This window comes from Streptococcus sp. Marseille-Q5619 (assembly GCF_946901205.1).
In the GTDB taxonomy this organism is placed as follows: Bacteria; Bacillota; Bacilli; order Lactobacillales; family Streptococcaceae; genus Streptococcus.
This window is the reverse complement of sequence record NZ_CAMPPO010000002.1, coordinates 434,371-453,721: the sequence shown is the minus strand read 5'-3', so window position 1 is coordinate 453,721 and position 19,351 is coordinate 434,371. Positions and strand designations below refer to the sequence as shown.

Below are 19,351 nucleotides of genomic sequence, written 5' to 3'. Positions count from 1 at the left end.
CTTGTATCATGAATGTAACAGATGACTGTTACTAGAAAGAAAAAAGAGGACATTAACATGGTTGTTAAGACAGTTGTTGAAGCACAAGATATTTTTGATAAAGCTTGGGAAGGCTTCAAAGGCGTAGATTGGAAAGAAAAAGCAAGTGTATCACGCTTTGTACAAGCTAACTACACACCTTACGATGGAGACGAAAGCTTCCTTGCTGGACCAACAGAACGTTCACTTCACATCAAAAAAATTGTAGAGGAAACTAAGGCTCACTACGAAGAAACTCGTTTCCCAATGGACACTCGTCCAACATCTATCGCTGATATTCCAGCAGGATTTATCGACAAAGAAAACGAAGTTATCTTCGGTATCCAAAACGATGAACTCTTCAAATTGAACTTCATGCCAAAAGGTGGTATCCGTATGGCTGAAACTACTTTGAAAGAAAATGGATACGAACCAGACCCAGCTGTTCACGAAATCTTTACTAAATACGTAACAACAGTTAACGACGGTATCTTCCGCGCTTACACTTCAAACATTCGTCGCGCTCGTCACGCACACACTGTAACTGGTCTTCCAGATGCATACTCACGCGGACGTATCATCGGTGTTTACGCACGTCTTGCTCTTTACGGTGCAGACTACTTGATGCAAGAAAAAGTAAACGACTGGAATGCAATCGAAGAAATCGATGAAGAAACAATCCGTCTTCGTGAAGAAATCAACCTTCAATACCAAGCATTGCAACAAGTTGTTCGCTTGGGTGACCTTTACGGAGTTGACGTTCGCAAACCAGCGATGAACGTTAAAGAAGCAATCCAATGGGTTAACATCGCCTTCATGTCTGTCTGCCGTGTTATCAACGGTGCTGCTACATCTCTAGGACGTGTGCCAATTGTACTTGACATCTTTGCAGAACGTGACCTTGCTCGTGGTACATTTACTGAATCAGAAATCCAAGAATTCGTTGATGATTTCGTTATGAAACTTCGTACAGTTAAATTTGCTCGTACAAAAGCTTACGACCAATTGTACTCAGGTGACCCAACTTTCATCACAACTTCTATGGCAGGTATGGGTAACGACGGTCGTCACCGTGTTACTAAGATGGACTACCGTTTCTTGAACACTCTTGACAACATCGGTAACTCTCCAGAACCAAACTTGACAGTTCTTTGGACTGATAAATTGCCATACAACTTCCGTCGCTACTGTATGCACATGAGCCACAAACACTCTTCTATCCAATACGAAGGTGTTACAACAATGGCTAAAGACGGATATGGTGAAATGAGCTGTATCTCATGCTGTGTGTCTCCACTTGACCCAGAAAATGAAGAACAACGCCACAATATTCAGTACTTCGGTGCGCGTGTAAACGTATTGAAAGCCCTTCTTACTGGTTTGAACGGTGGTTATGACGATGTTCACAAAGACTACAAAGTATTTGACATCGAACCAATCCGTGACGAAGTTCTTGAATTTGAATCCGTTAAAGAAAACTTTGAAAAATCTCTTGACTGGTTGACTGACACTTACGTAGATGCTTTGAACATCATCCACTACATGACTGACAAGTACAACTACGAAGCTGTTCAAATGGCTTTCTTACCAACTAAACAACGTGCAAACATGGGATTCGGTATCTGTGGATTCGCTAACACTGTTGATACATTGTCAGCTATCAAGTATGCTACAGTTAAACCAATCCGTGATGAAAATGGCTATATCTACGATTACGAAACAATCGGTGAATACCCACGTTGGGGTGAAGATGACCCACGTTCAAACGAATTGGCAGAATGGTTGATCGAAGCATATACTACTCGTCTACGTAGCCACAAACTTTACAAAGACGCAGAAGCTACTGTATCACTATTGACAATCACATCTAACGTTGCTTACTCTAAACAAACTGGTAACTCACCAGTCCACAAAGGTGTATACCTCAACGAAGATGGTTCTGTGAACTTGTCTAAACTTGAATTCTTCTCACCAGGTGCTAACCCATCTAACAAAGCTAAAGGTGGCTGGTTGCAAAACTTGAACTCACTTTCTAGCCTTGACTTTAGTTACGCAGCTGACGGTATCTCATTGACTACACAAGTATCACCTCGCGCTCTTGGTAAGACTCGTGACGAACAAGTTGATAACTTGGTAACAATCCTTGATGGTTACTTTGAAAACGGTGGACAACACGTTAACTTGAACGTTATGGACTTGAACGATGTTTACGAAAAGATCATGTCAGGTGAAGATGTTATCGTACGTATCTCTGGATACTGTGTAAACACTAAATACCTCACTCCAGAACAAAAAACTGAATTGACACAACGTGTCTTCCACGAAGTTCTTTCAATGGATGACGCCTTGGATGCATTGAGCTAATCAAGTTCTTGAATAATGAAATAAGGAACCCTCGGTCAGTCGACCGAGGGTTGTTTTTTGGGATCTTAAATTCCTTAAGTCAGGTACTGAAATGTCTGACCGGGATTCAAAGATACTTGTTGAGTTGCGGGAGGTATTTGATACTCAATGAAAATCAAAGAGCAAACTAGCCGCAGGTTGCTCAAAGCACCGCTTTGAGGTTGTAGATAAGACTGACAAAGTCAGTCACACATATACGGCAAGGCGAAGCTGACGTGGTTTGAATTTTATTTTCGAAGAGTATGAAAATAAAAACACCACACTTTGTAAGACACAAGGTGTGGTTGTATTTTATCTCTTAGACCAAGTTCTCTTCATAAAGAGAAGGAGGATTGGGTAAATCTCCAAACGACCTGCAATCATTGCAAAGGAGAGGAGAATTTTTGAGATGGGACTAAAGATTGAGAAACTAGAAGTGTTTCCTAGGATAGGCCCGATATTATTGAAGCAGCTAAAGACAGCACTGGTAACGACTAGGAAATCATTGCTATCTAGGCTGACAATAAAGATAAGTGCTAGCAAAATCATAGCATAGATGACAAAGTACTTGAGAATCTTATGCTGGGTATCTTTATCAATCACCGTTTTATTAACATGGAGGGTCAAAACACGGTGGGGCGATAGGATTGACAAAATCTGGTTTTTGGCAATTTTTGAAAGGATGAGGCCTCGAATAACCTTGAGTCCACCTGCGGTTGATCCAGCAGAGCCACCGATTGCCATGAGAAAGAGGAGGATAAACTGGGAGAAGAGGGGCCAGTTGGTAATATCTCCATATCCAAAACCAGTTGTTGTAATGATGTTGGAAACTTGGAAGAAGGCCATTTCAAAGCTCTTTGAAAATCCTGGGTAGAGATAGAGGGTATTAAGGCTAATCAAGCCTGTAGAAACCAGCACGATGACCAAGTAAGCCCTAAGCTCTTCATCTCTAAAGAAGGCCTTGATGCGACGGAGCATAAGGAAGTAGTAGAGATTGAAATTTACCCCAAAAACTAGAACTCCTATACTAACTAGATAGGTAATCAGTGAGCTACCATAGTGAGCAATTCCGTCGTTATAGACGGTAAATCCTCCTGTACCTGCTGTTCCCATGGCAATGACAAAACTATCAAATAGGGGCATACCAGCTAGATAATAGATGATGACAAAGAGGGAGAAGAGAGCTAGATAAAGGAGATAGAGAATCTGGGCAGTATTTTTGAGTTTGGATACAACCTTACCGAAGACGGGACCAGGAACCTCAGCCTTCATCACTTCTAGGTGGCTATTCTTGGTATTATCCATAATAGCCAGTGCGAAAACGAGCACTCCCATTCCTCCAATCAAGTGGGTAAAACTTCGCCAGAAGAGGAGGGAACGGCTGAGAACCGAAATGTCGTTCAAGATACTTGCTCCAGTAGTTGTAAACCCAGAACTGATTTCAAAAAAGGCATCGATAACGCTAGGGATTTGTCCAGCAAAAACAAAGGGGAGACCGCCAAAGAAAGACCAAAGGATCCAGCAGAGGGCAACAATTAAGATTCCCTCCTTGGTATAAATACGTTGATTTTTTGGCTTTTGTAAAATTCCTGAACCGCCTAGTAATACGAGAATCCCAATCGTTGTAAAGAGGGCTGTAAAGACTTGGCTCGATTCACGGTAATAGACAGCGACAGACACAGGAACCAAAAGAAGAACGGCTTCAATCAAAAGTAACTTTGAAAGGAGGTAGCGAATCATACTTTTATTCATTTCTTACCTCGCGATCAAGTCATAAATCTTGGTGATGTTTGGCAACAAAGTTGTTACTAGGAGCTTATCTCCAACTTCCAACATATCCTCCCCAGTTGGGAAAATAGTCTTGCCCTTTCGAATGATGGCTGCAATAAGAACCCCTTTTTTCAGTTTGAGTTGAGAAAGAGGTTTGGCAGTCATTTTATTGGCTTCCTTGATATGGAATTGTAGGGTTTCGATTTGGCCATTGGCTAGATGGTGCATGGCTTGAAGGTCTGAATACTGGGCATTAACCCGACCACGAATAAAGTGCATGATTGTATCTACAGCGATGCTTTTAGGTGTGATAATACTTGAAAAATCAGGCGCATTGATAATCTCGAGGAGACTGGTACGATTGACCTTGGTAATATTTTTCTGTACACCTACCCTGTCAAGGAACATAGAGGTAATCAGATTTTCCTCATCGACTCCTGTTAGAGTCGCAACGGCATCATAGTGTTGAGCACTTTCTTCCAGCAGGATATCTTTTGCGGTACCATCTCCTTGAACGATATGAAGATTTGGGAACTTCTCGCTAAAGAAACTAGCGATTTCAGAATTGATTTCAATGACCTTGGTATCGATACGACTGTCTTTGAGAATGCCTAGTAGATAATAGGCAATTCTACCTGCACCGACGATGAGAAGACTCTTCACAGCACGAGACTTGAAATAATTATGGAAGAGCATCATATCAACACGGTTACCAGTGACAAAGATTCTGTCTTTATCCTGTACAGTCATGTCACCGCTTGGGATGATAATTTGATGATCTCTTTCTATCGCACAGACAATGACATTGCCAAATTTTTTCCGAAAATCAGAAATGGGCATTTGGCAAAGACCACTGGAGGATTTAACAGTGAATTCCATCAAGCTGACCCGTCCACCAAAGAAACGTTCGACAGAGAGGGCGTTGGGGAAGTCAATGATATTCGCGATAGCGCGGGCAGCCAAGAGCTCAGGATTAACGATAAGAGAAAAACCGAGAATATTCTTTTCTTTGAAATAAGAGTTAGAATATTCAGGGTTCCGCACCCGAACGATGGTCTCTTTAGCTCCCATTTTTTTGGCTAGAACGGCTGCGATCATGTTCACTTCATCGTATTCAGTCAGGGCGATAAAGATATCACAATCCTGGACACTGGCTTGCTCAAGGATGGTAAAATCGGCCCCGTTACCAAGGATACCCATGATATCAAAGCGATTAACAATATGATTGAGGACAGCTTCGTCTTGCTCAATTAGCAAAACATCATGCTTTTCTGCAACCAAGGAGCGACAGAGGGCAAAACCAACTTTTCCCCCTCCGACAAGGATAATTTTCATATTAAAACCTACTTTTTCATGATGTAACTATCATACCTTTTTTCAAGAAAAAATGCACCTACTAGCTAATAACAAGAGCTTTTAGTGAAAATTTGCTATAAGATAAAACTATACCCTAACCAATTGAAATAGCTATTAGCGACTTTCTCTGAAATATGGTATGATAAAGGATATACAAGGAGATAAAATGAATAATAATTTACTGGTATTACAATCAGACTTTGGTCTGGTTGATGGTGCGGTATCGGCTATGATTGGAGTGGCTTTAGAAGAATCTCCAACCTTAAAAATTCATCACTTGACGCACGATATTACGCCTTATAATATTTTTGAGGGGAGCTATCGTCTCTTTCAGACAGTGGATTACTGGCCTGAGGGAACGACGTTTGTATCGGTTGTCGATCCAGGTGTCGGCTCGAAACGTAAGAGTGTGGTTGCCAAGACTGCAAAAAATCAATACATTGTCACGCCAGATAATGGAACGCTTTCTTTTATCAAGAAACACGTTGGCATTGTAGCTATTCGTGAAATTTCTGAAGTGGCCAATAGACGTCAAAACACAGAGCATTCTTATACCTTCCACGGTCGTGATGTTTATGCTTATACTGGTGCTAAACTGGCCAGCGGTCACATTACTTTTGAGGAAGTGGGGCCAGAGCTCAGTGTAGACCATATTGTAGAGCTTCCAGTCGTAGAGACCATCATTGAAGATCATTTGGTGAAGGGAGCTATTGATATTCTGGATGTGCGTTTTGGTTCGCTTTGGACCTCTATCACGCGAGAAGAATTTTACAAACTGGAACCAGACTTTGGTGACCGTTTTGAAGTGACTATCTATCACGCTGATATGCTGGTCTATCAAAATCAGGTTGTTTATGGCAAATCATTTGCGGATGTGAGAATTGGGCAACCCATCCTTTACATCAACTCTCTCTATCGTTTAGGTCTGGCTATCAACCAAGGTTCTTTTGCCAAGGCCTATAATGTGGGTGTCGGTTCATCTTGGACCATTGAAATAAAGAAAATAGAAGGATAAAATAGGAGAATAAATAGTATGGAAATCAAATTTACAATTAAACAAGTTGTTGCTGTCGGAATTGGCGCTGCCCTCTTTGTCGTCATCGGGATGATCAACATTCCGACCCCTGTTCCCAATACAAGCATCCAGCTTCAGTATGCGGTACAAGCGCTACTTTCTATTATTTTTGGACCGATTATCGGTTTGCTTGTCGGGTTGATTGGTCATGCAATCAAGGACTCTCTTGCTGGTTACGGTCTGTGGTGGACTTGGATTATCGCTAGTGGGCTCTTTGGTCTAGCTGTGGGGCTATTTAGAAAGTACGTTCGCGTGATCAATGGTGTCTTTGACTGGAAAGATATTCTTATTTTTAACCTCATTCAACTACTTGCAAATGCCCTTGTTTGGGGTGTCTTGGCACCGCTTGGAGATGTTGTGATTTATCAAGAAGCGGCAGAAAAAGTATTTGCCCAAGGGATTGTTGCGGGAATTGCTAATGGTGTATCTGTAGCTATTGCAGGAACTCTTCTCTTGCTTGCCTACGCAGGAACTCAAACTCGTGCAGGAAGTTTGAAAAAGGACTAATACTCTTCGAAAATCTCTTCAAACCACGTCAGCTCTATCTGCAACCTCAAAACAGTGTTTTGAGCAACTTGTGGCTAGCTTTCTGGTTTGCTCTTTGATTTTCATTGAGTATAAAATGATGGGGAAGGCTGGGCAACCAGTCTTTTTGCTGTTTATTGATTAGTTAGGCAAGTAAGCTAGGATAGGAATCTTTTTGGCGCTAAGATTTTAAGAGAAGAGACTGCAAGAAGGGGTAGATTTATGATAAAATAGAAGTCTAAGAAGCGAATGAAGAGAGTAAGATGAAAGAAGCTATAATTGAGTGGAAGGATTTCTCTTTCCGGTATAAAACACAACAAGAACCGACCTTGCAAGGGGTAGACTTGACCATTTACAAGGGAGAGAAAGTCTTAATTGTTGGGCCATCTGGGTCAGGTAAATCTACCTTGGGTCAGTGTTTGAATGGGATTATTCCCAATATTTACAAGGGTCAGATGTCTGGAGAATTTGTGATCAAGGGTCAAGCCGCTTTTGATATGAGTGTCTATGATAAATCTCATTTAGTCAGCACGGTTTTGCAGGATACAGATGGGCAGTTTATCGGCTTGTCCGTGGCAGAGGACTTGGCTTTTGCTCTGGAAAATGATGTAACAGGACTAGAAGAGATGAAAAATCGTGTTTATAAATGGGCTGAAAAGCTGGACCTTCTTTCTTTACTGGATCAGCGTCCTCAGGATTTGTCAGGTGGACAAAAGCAGCGAGTCAGTCTGGCTGGTGTCTTGATTGATGAGAGTCCGATTCTCTTGTTTGATGAGCCACTCGCCAATCTTGATCCCAAGTCAGGTCAGGATATTATCGAATTGATTGACCAGATTCATAAGGAAGAGGGGACGACGACCCTTATTATCGAGCACCGTTTAGAGGATGTTCTGCATCGCTCTGTGGATCGGATTGTCTTGATAAACGATGGCCGTATCCTCTTTAATGGGAGTCCTGATCAGTTATTGGCGACTGATTTGTTGACCCAAAATGGAATTCGCGAACCCCTTTATCTAACTACTCTCCGTCAATTAGGTGTGGATTTAGCTAAGGAAGAACAATTAGCAAATCTGGATAACTTGTCTATCTCAAAAGGTCAGGTTCAGTTGCAGAATGAACTGGTAAAAGAAAGCCCAGAATTGCAGTCACTCTTTAGATTAGAGGACGTGTCATTTTCTTATGATGATAGACCGATTTTAAAGTCCCTACATTTGGATATTAAAAAGGGTGAAAAGATTGCCATTGTCGGGAAAAATGGGGCTGGGAAATCAACCCTTGCCAAGGCCTTAAGTAGCTTTATCCAGACGGAAGGTTCTTATCTTTGGAAAGGTCAGGATATAAAAGGAGATTCTGTTGCAGAGCGGGCGGAACGAGTAGGCTATGTGCTGCAAAATCCCAATCAAATGATTTCAACTAATATGATTTTTGATGAGGTGGCTCTAGGACTCCGTTTGCGAGGTGTGGATGAGAAGGAAATTGAAACGAGAGTCTATGAAACCTTGAAAATCTGCGGTCTTTTTGAATTCCGTAATTGGCCCATTTCTGCCCTGTCATTTGGTCAGAAAAAACGTGTCACCATTGCTTCAATTTTGGTCTTAGGAGCTGAAATTATTCTCCTAGATGAACCGACTGCAGGCCAAGACCAGAAGAACTATACTGAGATTATGGAATTTCTTGAAGAACTGCATCAAAAAGGTCATACCATTGTCATGATTACCCATGATATGCAATTGATGCTGGATTATTCTGATCGTGCTCTTGTCATGGTTGATGGAGAATTGATTGCCGATACCGATCCAGCTAGTCTTTTGAGCAATCCTGAGCTGTTAGTAAAAGCCAACCTAAAAGAAACTTCAATCTTCAACTTGGCCAAGAAACTAGACGTGGATCCACTTGCTTTAACGGCATTTTACAAAGAAAGGAGAGAAGGATGCAAGCTAAATTAATTGGTTACCAGCATAGAGATACTGTGATTCATCGCTTGTCAGGAGCTGGTAAACTCCTCTTTTTCATTCTCGTGTCATTGGCTGCCATGATTAGCTATGATACCAGACTGCTTGTTCTGATTGCTATTTTTTCGGTCTTTCTCCTCTATTTGTCAGAAATCCGTTTTAAAGATGTTTCCTTTGTAGCAGTTTTTGCGACGGTATTTGCCGTTTTAAACGTCTTGATGGTCTATCTCTTTTCTCCTGAGTATGGGGTTGGACTTTACGGAGAGAGAAGTGTGATTTGGCAGGGAATCGGGTCCTACACTCTAACCAGCCAGGAGCTCTTTTATCTGCTAAATCTGGCCATTAAGTACCTTTGCACCATTCCTCTGGCTATTATCTTTTTGATGACAACCCACCCTAGTCAGTTTGCTTCCAGTTTAAATCAAATCGGTGTGCCTTATAAGATTGCCTATTCAGTCAGCCTGACCTTGCGCTATATTCCAGATTTGCAGGAAGAATTCTTTACCATCAAGATGTCTCAGGAAGCGCGTGGGATGGAATTATCCAAGAAAGCTTCTCTAATGCAACGAATCAAAGGCAATCTGCGCATTATCACTCCCTTGATTTTTAGCTCGCTAGAACGCATTGATACCATCGCGACCGCCATGGAGCTTCGTCGCTTTGGGAAAGAGAAAAAACGCACTTGGTATAGTTATCAGGCTTTGAAAAAAGGAGACTATCTTACCTTGTTCTTGGCAGCCTTGTTTTTAGTAGCTAGTTTACTACTTATCTTGCAGAATCAGGGACGATTTTACAACCCTTGGAAATAGCTTGAAAAAATTGAAAAAATCAAGTCGTTTCTATTGACAATGATTCTGAAAGTGTTATACTAAGAAAGTAGTTTCGCTGATTTACTTCAAACCTGTTGTGAGGTAAGTTAACGATGCCTTAACCACGCTGTTTGCTGAGCTTGACTCCGGGCAGTGTGGCTATTTTTTTGCAATGGTGAAAGGAAGCAAGTCATGACAAATCACATTGTATTATTTGAGCCACAAATTCCACAAAATACAGGCAATATCGCGCGTACTTGCGCTGCAACCAATTCTCCCCTCCACATCATCAAGCCCATGGGCTTTCCTATCGATGACCGCAAGATGAAGCGGGCTGGGTTGGATTATTGGGATAAGCTAGAGATTTATTTTTACGAGAGTTTGGAAGATTTCATGTCTCAGATGAAGGGAAAACTCTATCTAATTTCGAAATTCGCTGAAAAAGTCTATTCTGAGGTGGATTTATCGACTGACGAGGACCACTATTTCCTCTTTGGACGTGAAGACAAGGGCTTGCCTGAGGACTTTATGCGCGAACATCCTGAGAAGGCTCTCCGTATTCCTATGAATGATGAACATGTCCGCAGTCTCAATGTGTCGAATACCGTCTGCATGATTGTCTACGAAGCCCTCCGTCAACAGAACTTTGCAGGTCTTGAGCTTGTTCATACCTATGAAGTGGATAAATTGAAATAAAAAATGAAAATGAAAATGAACAAAATGCTTGCGCTTGCAAGCGTTTTTTGTTATGATAAAAGAGTCTTCAGGGCAGGGTGTGATTCCCGACCGGCGGTAAATTTGACTATCTATTTTAGCTTTCTCGTCGTTGTCTTGTCTCGATATACTTTAAGTATTATCTTCGACTGCGACGCCTAGATAAATCTAAAATATCTTAGCCAAATAAGTCCGCGAGCGCAAGCTGATGTGGTGAGATTCCACAACCGACAGTATAGTCTGGATGGGAGAAGACGAAAGAATAGCTTTGTCTGTTCTGATAGATTTATAGCTAAACTGTAACCGCTTACTTGAATTTCCTTAATAGAGTGAGAGGGAACTTTTGGGATATAAAAAGTGAGAATAGATAGAGGAATCCTTTCTAACTTCTTCTGATTTTATAGAAAATTGGAGGAACCTGTTATGACAAACACACGTCGACTTTCGACCATTGCAATCTTATCAGCCATCTCATTTGTGCTGATGTACTTTGACTTTCCGCTCTTACCAGCGGCATCCTTCCTCAAGATCGAATTTAGTATCTTGCCCGTCCTTGTGGGTCTGGTGGTCATGGATTTGCCTGCTGCTCTAGGAGTTCTCTTGCTTCGCTCACTCTTGAAATTGCTTCTTAACAGTCAGGGAGTGAATACTTACATTGGCTTGCCGATGAATATCGTGGCTTTGGGAATTTTTGTCATCGTATTTGCTTTGATTTGGAAAAAGGAACGGACAACCCTTCGTTTCCTACTAGGATCTCTAGCTGGAACTATTGGCTTGACCGTGGCTATGTTGGTTCTCAACTATGTTTATGCTGTTCCTTTGTACGCTAAGTTTGCTAACTTTGATATTGGAAAAATTTTGGGACTGTCCAACTACCTAATGACCATGGTATTACCTTTTAACTTGATTGAGGGTGTAATCTTTTCCGTTTCATTCTGGTTGTTGTACGTCCTTTTGAAACCAACCTTAAAACACTATGAAAGATAAACAAACATTTTTAATGAAGGGCAGTTTTGCCCTTTTACTTTTCGTTATTCTTGGCTACATGGTCAAATTTTACCCTGAAACGCTGGTCGGTTTTGACCAACCGATACAGACTGCCGTTCGAGGAGACTTACCAGATTATTTGACTATTCTTTTCCGAGCCATCACACGCTTGATTGATATTCCGGTGATTATCACTTGGGTTGTTATTACAGCTTTTGTCTTTTATCGTAAGCGGTGGAAGATAGAAAGTTTCTTCATGCTGGGAAATCTGGCTTTGGCAGGTCTTTTAATCGTGACCTTTAAAAATATTTACCAGCGCCCACGACCAGCTATTTTACACTTGGTAGATGAGAAGGGATTTTCCTTCCCAAGTGGCCATTCTCTGGCTGTAACCTTGATGGTCGGTTCTCTGATTGTTATTCTTAGTCAGCGGATTAAAGATTCGGTCGAGAGAAAAATCGTACAAATCGTCCTTGGCCTCTACCTAGTCAGTGTGTTGGTATCAAGGGTCTATCTGGGAGTTCATTATCCATCAGACGTTCTTGCCAGTCTCTGTGTGGGCTTGGGAGTCCTGTTTATAGAGTTTCCCTTCTATGACAAGCTCCGCTTCCAATGGCGATTTAAAGGCAAGCAGAAGTGAGTATCGAATTCCCTTGAGGAGAAAGAAATGAAAGTCAATATAAAAGATCTCCATCCGACTCAACTATACTTATCAGAAAAGAAACTAGCAGGCATCCAGACACTTTATCAGTCGGCAGAAATAATCAATGTTGCTCCAATCAGTATTCTTGCGTTCGGAGATTGCTTGTTGATTACAGATGGGCATCACAGGGCTTATCAGGCTTTATTGGCAGGTCGGGATACGATTTCTGCTGAGTGGGATAGAGACGGCGGTGATGAACTATATCATCTCTATGCGCAAGCTTGTGAGGAAAGAAAGATTTACTCTGTTCTGGATTTAAAAAATCATATCTTACCTCAAGGTGAGTATGAAGCAAAATGGTATAACTGGTGTGATGGTTTTAATCAAGCAGCAACTCTCTTATTGAAAAGGAAAGCAGATGAAAGAGATCTTACAAATAGATAATGCACTGCGTCTTGTTCCTTATTGTAAGGTCAATCATTGTGAGGAAGCTTTTGCTTGGTATCAGAATGTGGACTTGGTTTACCTCGTAGATGGGGTGAAGCTTCCTTATAGTCAAGAAACTTTGGAAGCCATGTATTCCTATTTGGATCAGCATGGTGAACTTTTTTGGATTGAAGTCAAGGAGAAGGGAGAATGGTTTCCAATTGGGGATGTTACACTATCTCAGGATAATCTCCCCATTGTGATTGGGAATTCCGCTTACCAACATCGAGGACTTGGAAAAAAGATTCTAAGTACTTTGATTGAATTGGCTCGAGTAAAAGGATGGAAAGAATTGAGAGTCAAGGAAATCTACACCTACAATCATGCTTCTAGGAGGTGTTTCAAGTCGCTTGGATTTGTGGAAAATGGAGCAACAGAAAAAGGAAGGAGTTTTGTACTGAAATTAGTCTAATCCTGCCACTTTCTCCCCCTTAACCTTTGACTATTCCGCAAAATTATCGTAAAATAAAGAGTAAATGATAAAATGAGGTCAGAGTCTGTTCGCTCTGGCGATAGTAGTATAAATGAGGAGAAACGCTTTGGAATTAGAAGTATTTACTGGGCAAGAAAAAAGTGAACTATCTATGATTGAGGTAGCGCGTGCTATCTTGGAACTTCGTGGTCGTGATCATGAGATGCATTTTAGCGATCTTGTAAACGAAATTCAAAACTACCTTGGAACATCAAACAGCGATATCCGTGAAGCCTTGCCTTTGTTCTACACAGAGTTGAACTTTGATGGTAGCTTCATCTCGCTTGGAGACAACAAATGGGGGCTTCGTTCATGGTATGGTGTGGACGAAATTGACGAAGAAATCATCGCTCTTGAAGAAAATGATGACGATGAAGTGGCACCAAAAGCTAAGAAAAAACGCGTCAATGCCTTTATGGACGGCGATTCAGATGCTATTGACTACAATGCAGATGATCCAGAAGACGAAGATGCATACGAAGCAGATCCAGCTCTTTCATATGATGATGAAAATCCAGATGATGAGAAAAATGAAGTGGAAGCTTATGATGCAGAAATCAACGAAATCGCCCCTGATGACTTGGGTGAAGACGTGGATCTCAACGAGGAGGATGACGAGTTCTCAGAAGATGATGCTGAAACCAGCGAGGAATAAAAGTTAGGTATTGACAATTATCCTATTTTTAGGTATCATATTGTTCGGGCACCTCTTTTAGAGGTCGGGGCTCCCTAGTTCTTAGGGAGCTATTTTTGTTTTTTCAAGAAGTTATCTTCTTGTATTTTATACTCAATGAAAATCAAAGAGCAAACTAGGAAACTAGCCGCAGGTTGCTCAAAACACTGTTTTGAGGTTGTAGATAAGACTGACAAAGTCAGGAACACATATCTACGGCAAGGCGACGTTGACGCGGTTTGAAGAGATTTTCGAAGAGTATTAGTTGTGAATCTGGTGCAGTTGTCCCAGATTATTCTTATTAGTAGGGTCTTGTTTTCTATGTCCCCACGTAGTTAGCAAGACCTTGAGCATTTTAGAAAGAGGAATCTATGTCTACGAAATATATTTTTGTAACTGGTGGTGTGGTGTCGTCTATTGGGAAAGGGATTGTCGCAGCGAGTCTGGGTCGTCTCTTGAAAAATCGTGGTCTCAAAGTAACCATTCAAAAGTTTGACCCTTATATCAATATTGATCCGGGAACTATGAGTCCTTACCAGCACGGGGAAGTTTTTGTGACAGATGACGGAGCTGAGACAGATTTGGACTTGGGTCACTATGAACGTTTCATCGATATCAATCTCAACAAATATTCCAACGTGACAACTGGTAAAATTTACAGTGAAGTGCTTCGTAAAGAACGCCGTGGAGAATACCTTGGGGCAACCGTTCAGGTCATTCCTCATATCACAGATGCTTTGAAAGAAAAAATCAAGCGTGCCGCTCTAACGACCGACTCTGATGTCATTATCACAGAGGTTGGTGGAACAGTAGGAGATATCGAGTCTTTGCCATTTCTAGAGGCCCTTCGTCAGATGAAGGCAGATGTGGGTGCGGATAATGTCATGTACATCCATACAACCTTGCTTCCTTACCTCAAGGCTGCTGGTGAAATGAAGACCAAACCAACCCAACACTCTGTCAAGGAATTACGCGGTTTGGGAATCCAACCAAATATGTTGGTTATTCGTACAGAAGAGCCAGCTGGTCAAGGAATTAAAAACAAACTGGCCCAGTTCTGTGATGTGGCACCAGAAGCCGTTATTGAATCGTTGGATGTCGAACACCTTTACCAAATTCCATTGAACTTGCAGGCGCAAGGTATGGACCAAATTGTCTGTGACCATTTGAAATTAGACGCACCAGTAGCAGATATGACAGAATGGTCAGCCATGGTGGACAAGGTCATGAACCTCAAGAAACAAGTTAAAATTTCCCTTGTCGGTAAGTATGTTGAATTGCAAGATGCCTACATTTCTGTGGTTGAAGCCTTGAAACACTCTGGTTATGCCAACGGTGCAGAAGTTAAAATCAATTGGATCAATGCCAATGATGTGACAGCAGAGAATGTGGCAGAGCTTTTGTCTGATGCAGACGGAATTATCGTACCAGGTGGTTTTGGTCAACGGGGTACGGAAGGGAAAATCCAAGCCATTCGCTATGCGCGTGAGAATGATGTTCCAATGTTGGGTGTCTGCTTGGGAATGCAGTTAACTTGTATTGAATTTGCTCGTCACGTTTTAGGTCTTGAAGGTGCCAATTCTGCAGAGCTTGCACCAGAAACAAAATACCCTATCATTGATATCATGCGTGATCAGATTGATGTTGAGGATATGGGCGGAACCCTTCGTTTGGGGCTTTATCCGTCTAAGTTGAAACGTGGCTCTAAGGCAGCGGCTGCTTATCACAATCAAGAAGTGGTGCAACGCCGTCACCGTCACCGCTATGAGTTTAACAATGCCTTCCGTGAGCAGTTTGAGGCAGCAGGCTTTGTCTTTTCAGGAGTGTCTCCAGACAATCGTCTGGTAGAAATCGTGGAAATTCCTGAAAATAAATTCTTTGTAGCGTGTCAGTATCACCCTGAACTGTCAAGTCGTCCAAATCGTCCAGAAGAACTCTACACTGCCTTTATTACTGCAGCGGTTGAGAACAGCAATTAGCAAAATCAGAACCTTTGAGAAGAATCTCAGAGGTTTTTTGCATACAATGATATTGCAGTATATCTGAGTTAGGAGTCCTCTGTATGTACCTGCTACCGTTGAAATCAATAGCGACTCCCTCTTGCCCTGTGCTAGTGAATGGATTTATCAGTATATTGAAGTGAAATAAAATCTGAACAAATTAATTCGGAAAGCCAAATCAATTTCTAGAAATATTTTAGCAGTCAAGGTGTACTGTTATAGATTCAATACACTATACTTTTTTAATTTAATCCACTATATCTGCAGAATACTCTCTCAGTTTCATTCAGCCTAGTCTTGCTTAGGAAAAGCAAAAAGCCATCCCATTCAGGATAGCTTCTTGGTTTTTAGATTTGTTCTGCAAAAACCTTTTCAGCAAGGTTCATAGCGTGGTCTGATACACGAGTGTAGTGTGAGATGATATCGATAAAGTTTACCCCAGCTTGTGTTGAACATTCGCCTTTATTGAGGCGTTTGATGTGGGTTTTTCTGAGAACACGTTCTATCTTATTGATTGCTTCATGACGTTCTACAAGACTGCGTGCTTTTTCAATATCATTGTTTTCCACACTATCCAGAGCATCTTTGATAAAGTCACTAGTTTGGCGGTAAACTTCCTCTAATTCTTTCAAGGCGGCATCAGAAAATTCAACATTTTTCCGTTGAAGATAGTCAGTCAGATTGAGTAGAGCCTCCGCGTGGTCTCCAATCCGTTCCAAATCACGGGAGGAATCAAGGATATTGGTGAGTACTTCGCTTTCTTTTTGACTGAGAGCTTCGCTTGAAAGGGCAATGAGATAACGTGTTAATTGCTCATCGATGGTGTTAATTGCTTCTTCGGTTTTATGCCCTTTTTCAGCAACTTTTTCATCCAAGTCAATGATATACTTATAGGAAAGGTCAAAGGCTTTAGCAGCGTAGTTTCCTAAGTGCAAGAGCTCTTTCTTAGCATTTCCGAGAGCGATAGATGGGGCTTGTTTGATGAAATGTTCATCAAGATATAAGGGTTCGTATTTGACAATCTCGTCCTCTCCAGGAATAATCTTGGTTACAAAGTAAGCCAGAGCTCCGATAAATGGAAATTGGACAATGGTATTGGTAATATTAAAGGTTCCATGAGCAAAGGCGATGGTCATTTCCGGTGCTAGATTTAGCGTAGATTCAAACCAATGAATCAAGCCAGTGAAAGGTACAAGGAAGACAATACAGATAACCGTACCAATCACGTTAAAGGCGACATGGGCACCTGCTACCCGTTTAGCTGCAATATTAGCACCTAAAGAGGCAATGATGGCTGTAATGGTTGTCCCAATATTGTCACCAAATAGAACTGGCAAAGCTCCTTGCAGGTCAATGAGGTTGCTGGCGTAGAGGTTTTGTAAAATCCCGATGGTAGCCGAGGAAGCTTGAATCAGTAAGGTCAAGCCGGTACCGACAAAGACACCCAAAACAGGATTCTTACTTAGCTCAATCATATAGTCTTTAAAGACCTGTAAATCTTTGAGTGGAGCCATTGCGCCACTCATGAGATTGAGGGCAAAAAAGATACCACCGACACCAAAGAGGATGCGTCCGATATTATTGACTGTCCGATTTTTTGTAAAGAAGAGGCAGACAGCACCGATAAAGAGCATAGGCAGGGCATAGTCACCTAGTTTAAACCCAATAAGAAAGGATGTGACTGTTGTCCCAATATTAGCCCCCATGACAATCCCGATAGCCTGACGTAAGGTTAGGAGACCGGCACTGACCAGACCGACTGTGATAACTGTTACACCAGAACTAGACTGAATGAGAGCAGTCATCCCAATACCAACCAGAACTCCAAAGAAAGGATTGCTAGTATATTTGTCAATGTAAAAACGAAGGCGATCTCCAGCAGCTTGTTGCAAACCGTCTCCCATGGTCTTGATACTATATAAGAATAGTCCCAGACCACCTAAAAAGTGAAATAAAATTTCCTGCCAATTAATGGACATTTCTTTTTCCTCCGAAAAATAATAACGGAATTTCTCCTATTCTATTTTAAAGGATAAAAGTAAATCTAACAAGTGTTAAGCTAAGATTTTAGAAAGAAAATTCGGTAGAAAAAGCAAAAATAATAGACTCTAGCATGTCACAAAGATTAAATATCGAAAAATCTTGTGAAATCTTTCCTTATATTTCCAAAGTGTGATATAATAGTTTCGAATAAAATAAATAAAGGGGTTTTTGTAACATGGCAAAACTTACTGTTAAAGACGTTGACTTGAAAGGTAAAAAAGTCCTCGTTCGTGTTGACTTCAACGTACCATTGAAAGATGGTGTAATCACTAACGACAACCGTATCACAGCAGCTCTTCCAACTATTAAGTACATCATCGAACAAGGTGGACGTGCAATTCTTTTCTCTCACCTTGGACGTGTGAAAGAAGAAGCTGATAAAGCTGGTAAATCACTTGCTCCTGTAGCAGCAGACTTGGCAGCAAAACTTGGTCAAGATGTTGTGTTCCCTGGTGTCACTCGTGGTGCTGAATTGGAAGCGGCAATCAACGCTCTTGAAGATGGACAAGTTCTATTGGTTGAAAACACTCGTTACGAAGATGTTGACGGCAAAAAAGAATCTAAAAACGATCCTGAACTTGGTAAATACTGGGCATCGCTTGGAGATGGTATCTTCGTAAACGATGCATTCGGTACAGCTCACCGTGCACACGCATCTAACGTTGGTATCTCAGCAAACGTTGAAAAAGCAGTTGCTGGTTTCCTTCTTGAAAACGAAATTGCCTACATCCAAGAAGCAGTTGAAACTCCAGAACGTCCATTCGTAGCCATCCTTGGTGGTTCAAAAGTTTCAGACAAGATTGGTGTTATCGAAAACTTGCTTGAAAAAGCTGATAAAGTCCTTATCGGTGGTGGTATGACTTACACATTCTACAAAGCACAAGGTATCGAAATCGGTAACTCACTTGTAGAAGAAGACAAATTGGATGTTGCGAAAGCTCTTCTTGAAAAAGCAAACGGGAAATTGATCTTGCCAGTTGACTCAAAAGAAGCTAACGCATTTGCTGGTTACACTGAAGTGCGTGACACTGAAGGTGAAGCAGTTTCTGAAGGCTTCCTTGGTCTTGACATCGGTCCAAAATCTATCGCTAAATTTGACGAAGCTTTGACTGGCGCTAAAACAGTTGTATGGAACGGACCTATGGGTGTATTTGAAAACCCAGACTTCCAAGCTGGTACAATCGGTGTGATGGACGCTATCGTGAAACAACCAGGCGTTAAATCAATCATCGGTGGTGGTGACTCAGCTGCCGCAGCAATCAACCTTGGTCGTGCAGACAAGTTCTCATGGATTAGTACGGGCGGAGGTGCTTCAATGGAACTTCTCGAAGGTAAAGTATTGCCAGGTTTGGCTGCACTTACAGAAAAATAAGATTAACTAAATGAATCAAATAAGAGAGGGATGAAAGTTCCTCTTTTCTTTTGCTTAAAATAAAAACGCTTCCT

The 19,351-nt window shown here is 41.5% G+C and carries 16 protein-coding genes and 1 riboswitch; of the genes, 13 read left to right on the top strand and 3 right to left on the bottom strand.

Annotated elements, in window-relative coordinates; all coding sequences use genetic code 11:
* Window positions 1-57 precede the first annotated feature (57 nt).
* On the top strand, window positions 58-2,382 hold the full coding sequence (gene pflB / locus OC530_RS03220) for a formate C-acetyltransferase (RefSeq protein ID WP_020901544.1): 2,325 nt from the start codon (window positions 58-60) through the stop codon (window positions 2,380-2,382).
* Window positions 2,383-2,712: 330 nt separating this feature from the next.
* On the opposite strand, the gene OC530_RS03215 is transcribed toward pflB, so the two are convergent.
* Entirely contained in the window at window positions 2,713-4,152 is a 1,440-nt protein-coding gene (locus tag OC530_RS03215) for a TrkH family potassium uptake protein (RefSeq protein ID WP_262079443.1), read from the bottom strand.
* A 3-nt stretch (window positions 4,153-4,155) separates the two neighbouring features.
* A complete protein-coding gene (trkA, locus tag OC530_RS03210) occupies window positions 4,156-5,505 on the bottom strand; it encodes a Trk system potassium transporter TrkA (RefSeq protein ID WP_173233504.1) in 1,350 nt (449 codons plus the stop codon).
* A gap of 187 nt (window positions 5,506-5,692) precedes the next feature.
* Between trkA and OC530_RS03205 the strand changes: the two genes are divergently transcribed.
* The 11 genes from OC530_RS03205 (at window position 5,693) to OC530_RS03155 (ending at window position 15,841) form a co-directional block, all read left to right on the top strand.
* Window positions 5,693-6,541, top strand: coding sequence for an S-adenosyl-l-methionine hydroxide adenosyltransferase family protein (locus OC530_RS03205; protein ID WP_112444429.1), 849 nt, complete (start codon window positions 5,693-5,695; stop codon window positions 6,539-6,541).
* Between the two features lie 18 nt (window positions 6,542-6,559).
* Window positions 6,560-7,108, top strand: a complete 549-nt coding sequence (locus OC530_RS03200; protein WP_000403160.1) for an ECF-type riboflavin transporter substrate-binding protein — start codon at window positions 6,560-6,562, stop codon at window positions 7,106-7,108.
* 281 nt (window positions 7,109-7,389) lie between these two features.
* Window positions 7,390-9,072 carry an ABC transporter ATP-binding protein gene (locus OC530_RS03195; RefSeq protein WP_173233506.1) on the top strand — a complete coding sequence of 561 codons (1,683 nt, stop codon included), beginning with the start codon at window positions 7,390-7,392 and terminating at the stop codon, window positions 9,070-9,072.
* A complete protein-coding gene (locus tag OC530_RS03190) occupies window positions 9,057-9,887 on the top strand; it encodes an energy-coupling factor transporter transmembrane protein EcfT (protein WP_084923254.1) in 831 nt (276 codons plus the stop codon). Before OC530_RS03195 ends, OC530_RS03190 begins: the two co-directional genes overlap by 16 nt.
* A 192-nt stretch (window positions 9,888-10,079) precedes the next feature.
* Window positions 10,080-10,583, top strand: coding sequence for a tRNA (cytidine(34)-2'-O)-methyltransferase (locus OC530_RS03185; RefSeq protein ID WP_000181388.1), 504 nt, complete (start codon window positions 10,080-10,082; stop codon window positions 10,581-10,583).
* Between the two features lie 59 nt (window positions 10,584-10,642).
* Window positions 10,643-10,861, top strand: a riboswitch (FMN riboswitch).
* A gap of 163 nt (window positions 10,862-11,024) precedes the next feature.
* A complete protein-coding gene (locus OC530_RS03180) occupies window positions 11,025-11,588 on the top strand; it encodes an ECF transporter S component (RefSeq protein WP_156012675.1) in 564 nt (187 codons plus the stop codon).
* Entirely contained in the window at window positions 11,578-12,228 is a 651-nt protein-coding gene (locus OC530_RS03175; protein ID WP_112444438.1) for a phosphatase PAP2 family protein, read from the top strand. The genes OC530_RS03180 and OC530_RS03175 overlap by 11 nt, the downstream gene beginning before the upstream one ends.
* A 27-nt stretch (window positions 12,229-12,255) precedes the next feature.
* The gene (locus OC530_RS03170; protein ID WP_173217898.1) at window positions 12,256-12,675 is read left to right on the top strand and encodes a chromosome partitioning protein ParB; all 420 of its coding nucleotides are present in this window, start codon (window positions 12,256-12,258) and stop codon (window positions 12,673-12,675) included.
* Between the two features lie 4 nt (window positions 12,676-12,679).
* Window positions 12,680-13,129, top strand: coding sequence for a GNAT family N-acetyltransferase (locus OC530_RS03165; protein ID WP_173233514.1), 450 nt, complete (start codon window positions 12,680-12,682; stop codon window positions 13,127-13,129).
* 127 nt (window positions 13,130-13,256) lie between these two features.
* Entirely contained in the window at window positions 13,257-13,844 is a 588-nt protein-coding gene (rpoE, locus tag OC530_RS03160; protein ID WP_173233508.1) for a DNA-directed RNA polymerase subunit delta, read from the top strand.
* Between the two features lie 389 nt (window positions 13,845-14,233).
* Window positions 14,234-15,841, top strand: coding sequence for a CTP synthase (locus OC530_RS03155; protein ID WP_173233510.1), 1,608 nt, complete (start codon window positions 14,234-14,236; stop codon window positions 15,839-15,841).
* A 368-nt stretch (window positions 15,842-16,209) separates the two neighbouring features.
* Here the strand turns inward: OC530_RS03155 and OC530_RS03150 are convergent, their stop codons facing one another.
* Window positions 16,210-17,841, bottom strand: a complete 1,632-nt coding sequence (locus OC530_RS03150) for a Na/Pi cotransporter family protein (RefSeq protein WP_112444448.1) — start codon at window positions 17,839-17,841, stop codon at window positions 16,210-16,212.
* Window positions 17,842-18,080: 239 nt separating this feature from the next.
* Here OC530_RS03150 and OC530_RS03145 point away from each other — a divergent pair, with 239 nt between their 5' ends.
* Window positions 18,081-19,277: a phosphoglycerate kinase gene (locus OC530_RS03145; RefSeq protein ID WP_001096743.1), complete on the top strand. Its 1,197-nt coding sequence runs from the start codon at window positions 18,081-18,083 to the stop codon at window positions 19,275-19,277.
* Window positions 19,278-19,351 lie beyond the last annotated feature (74 nt).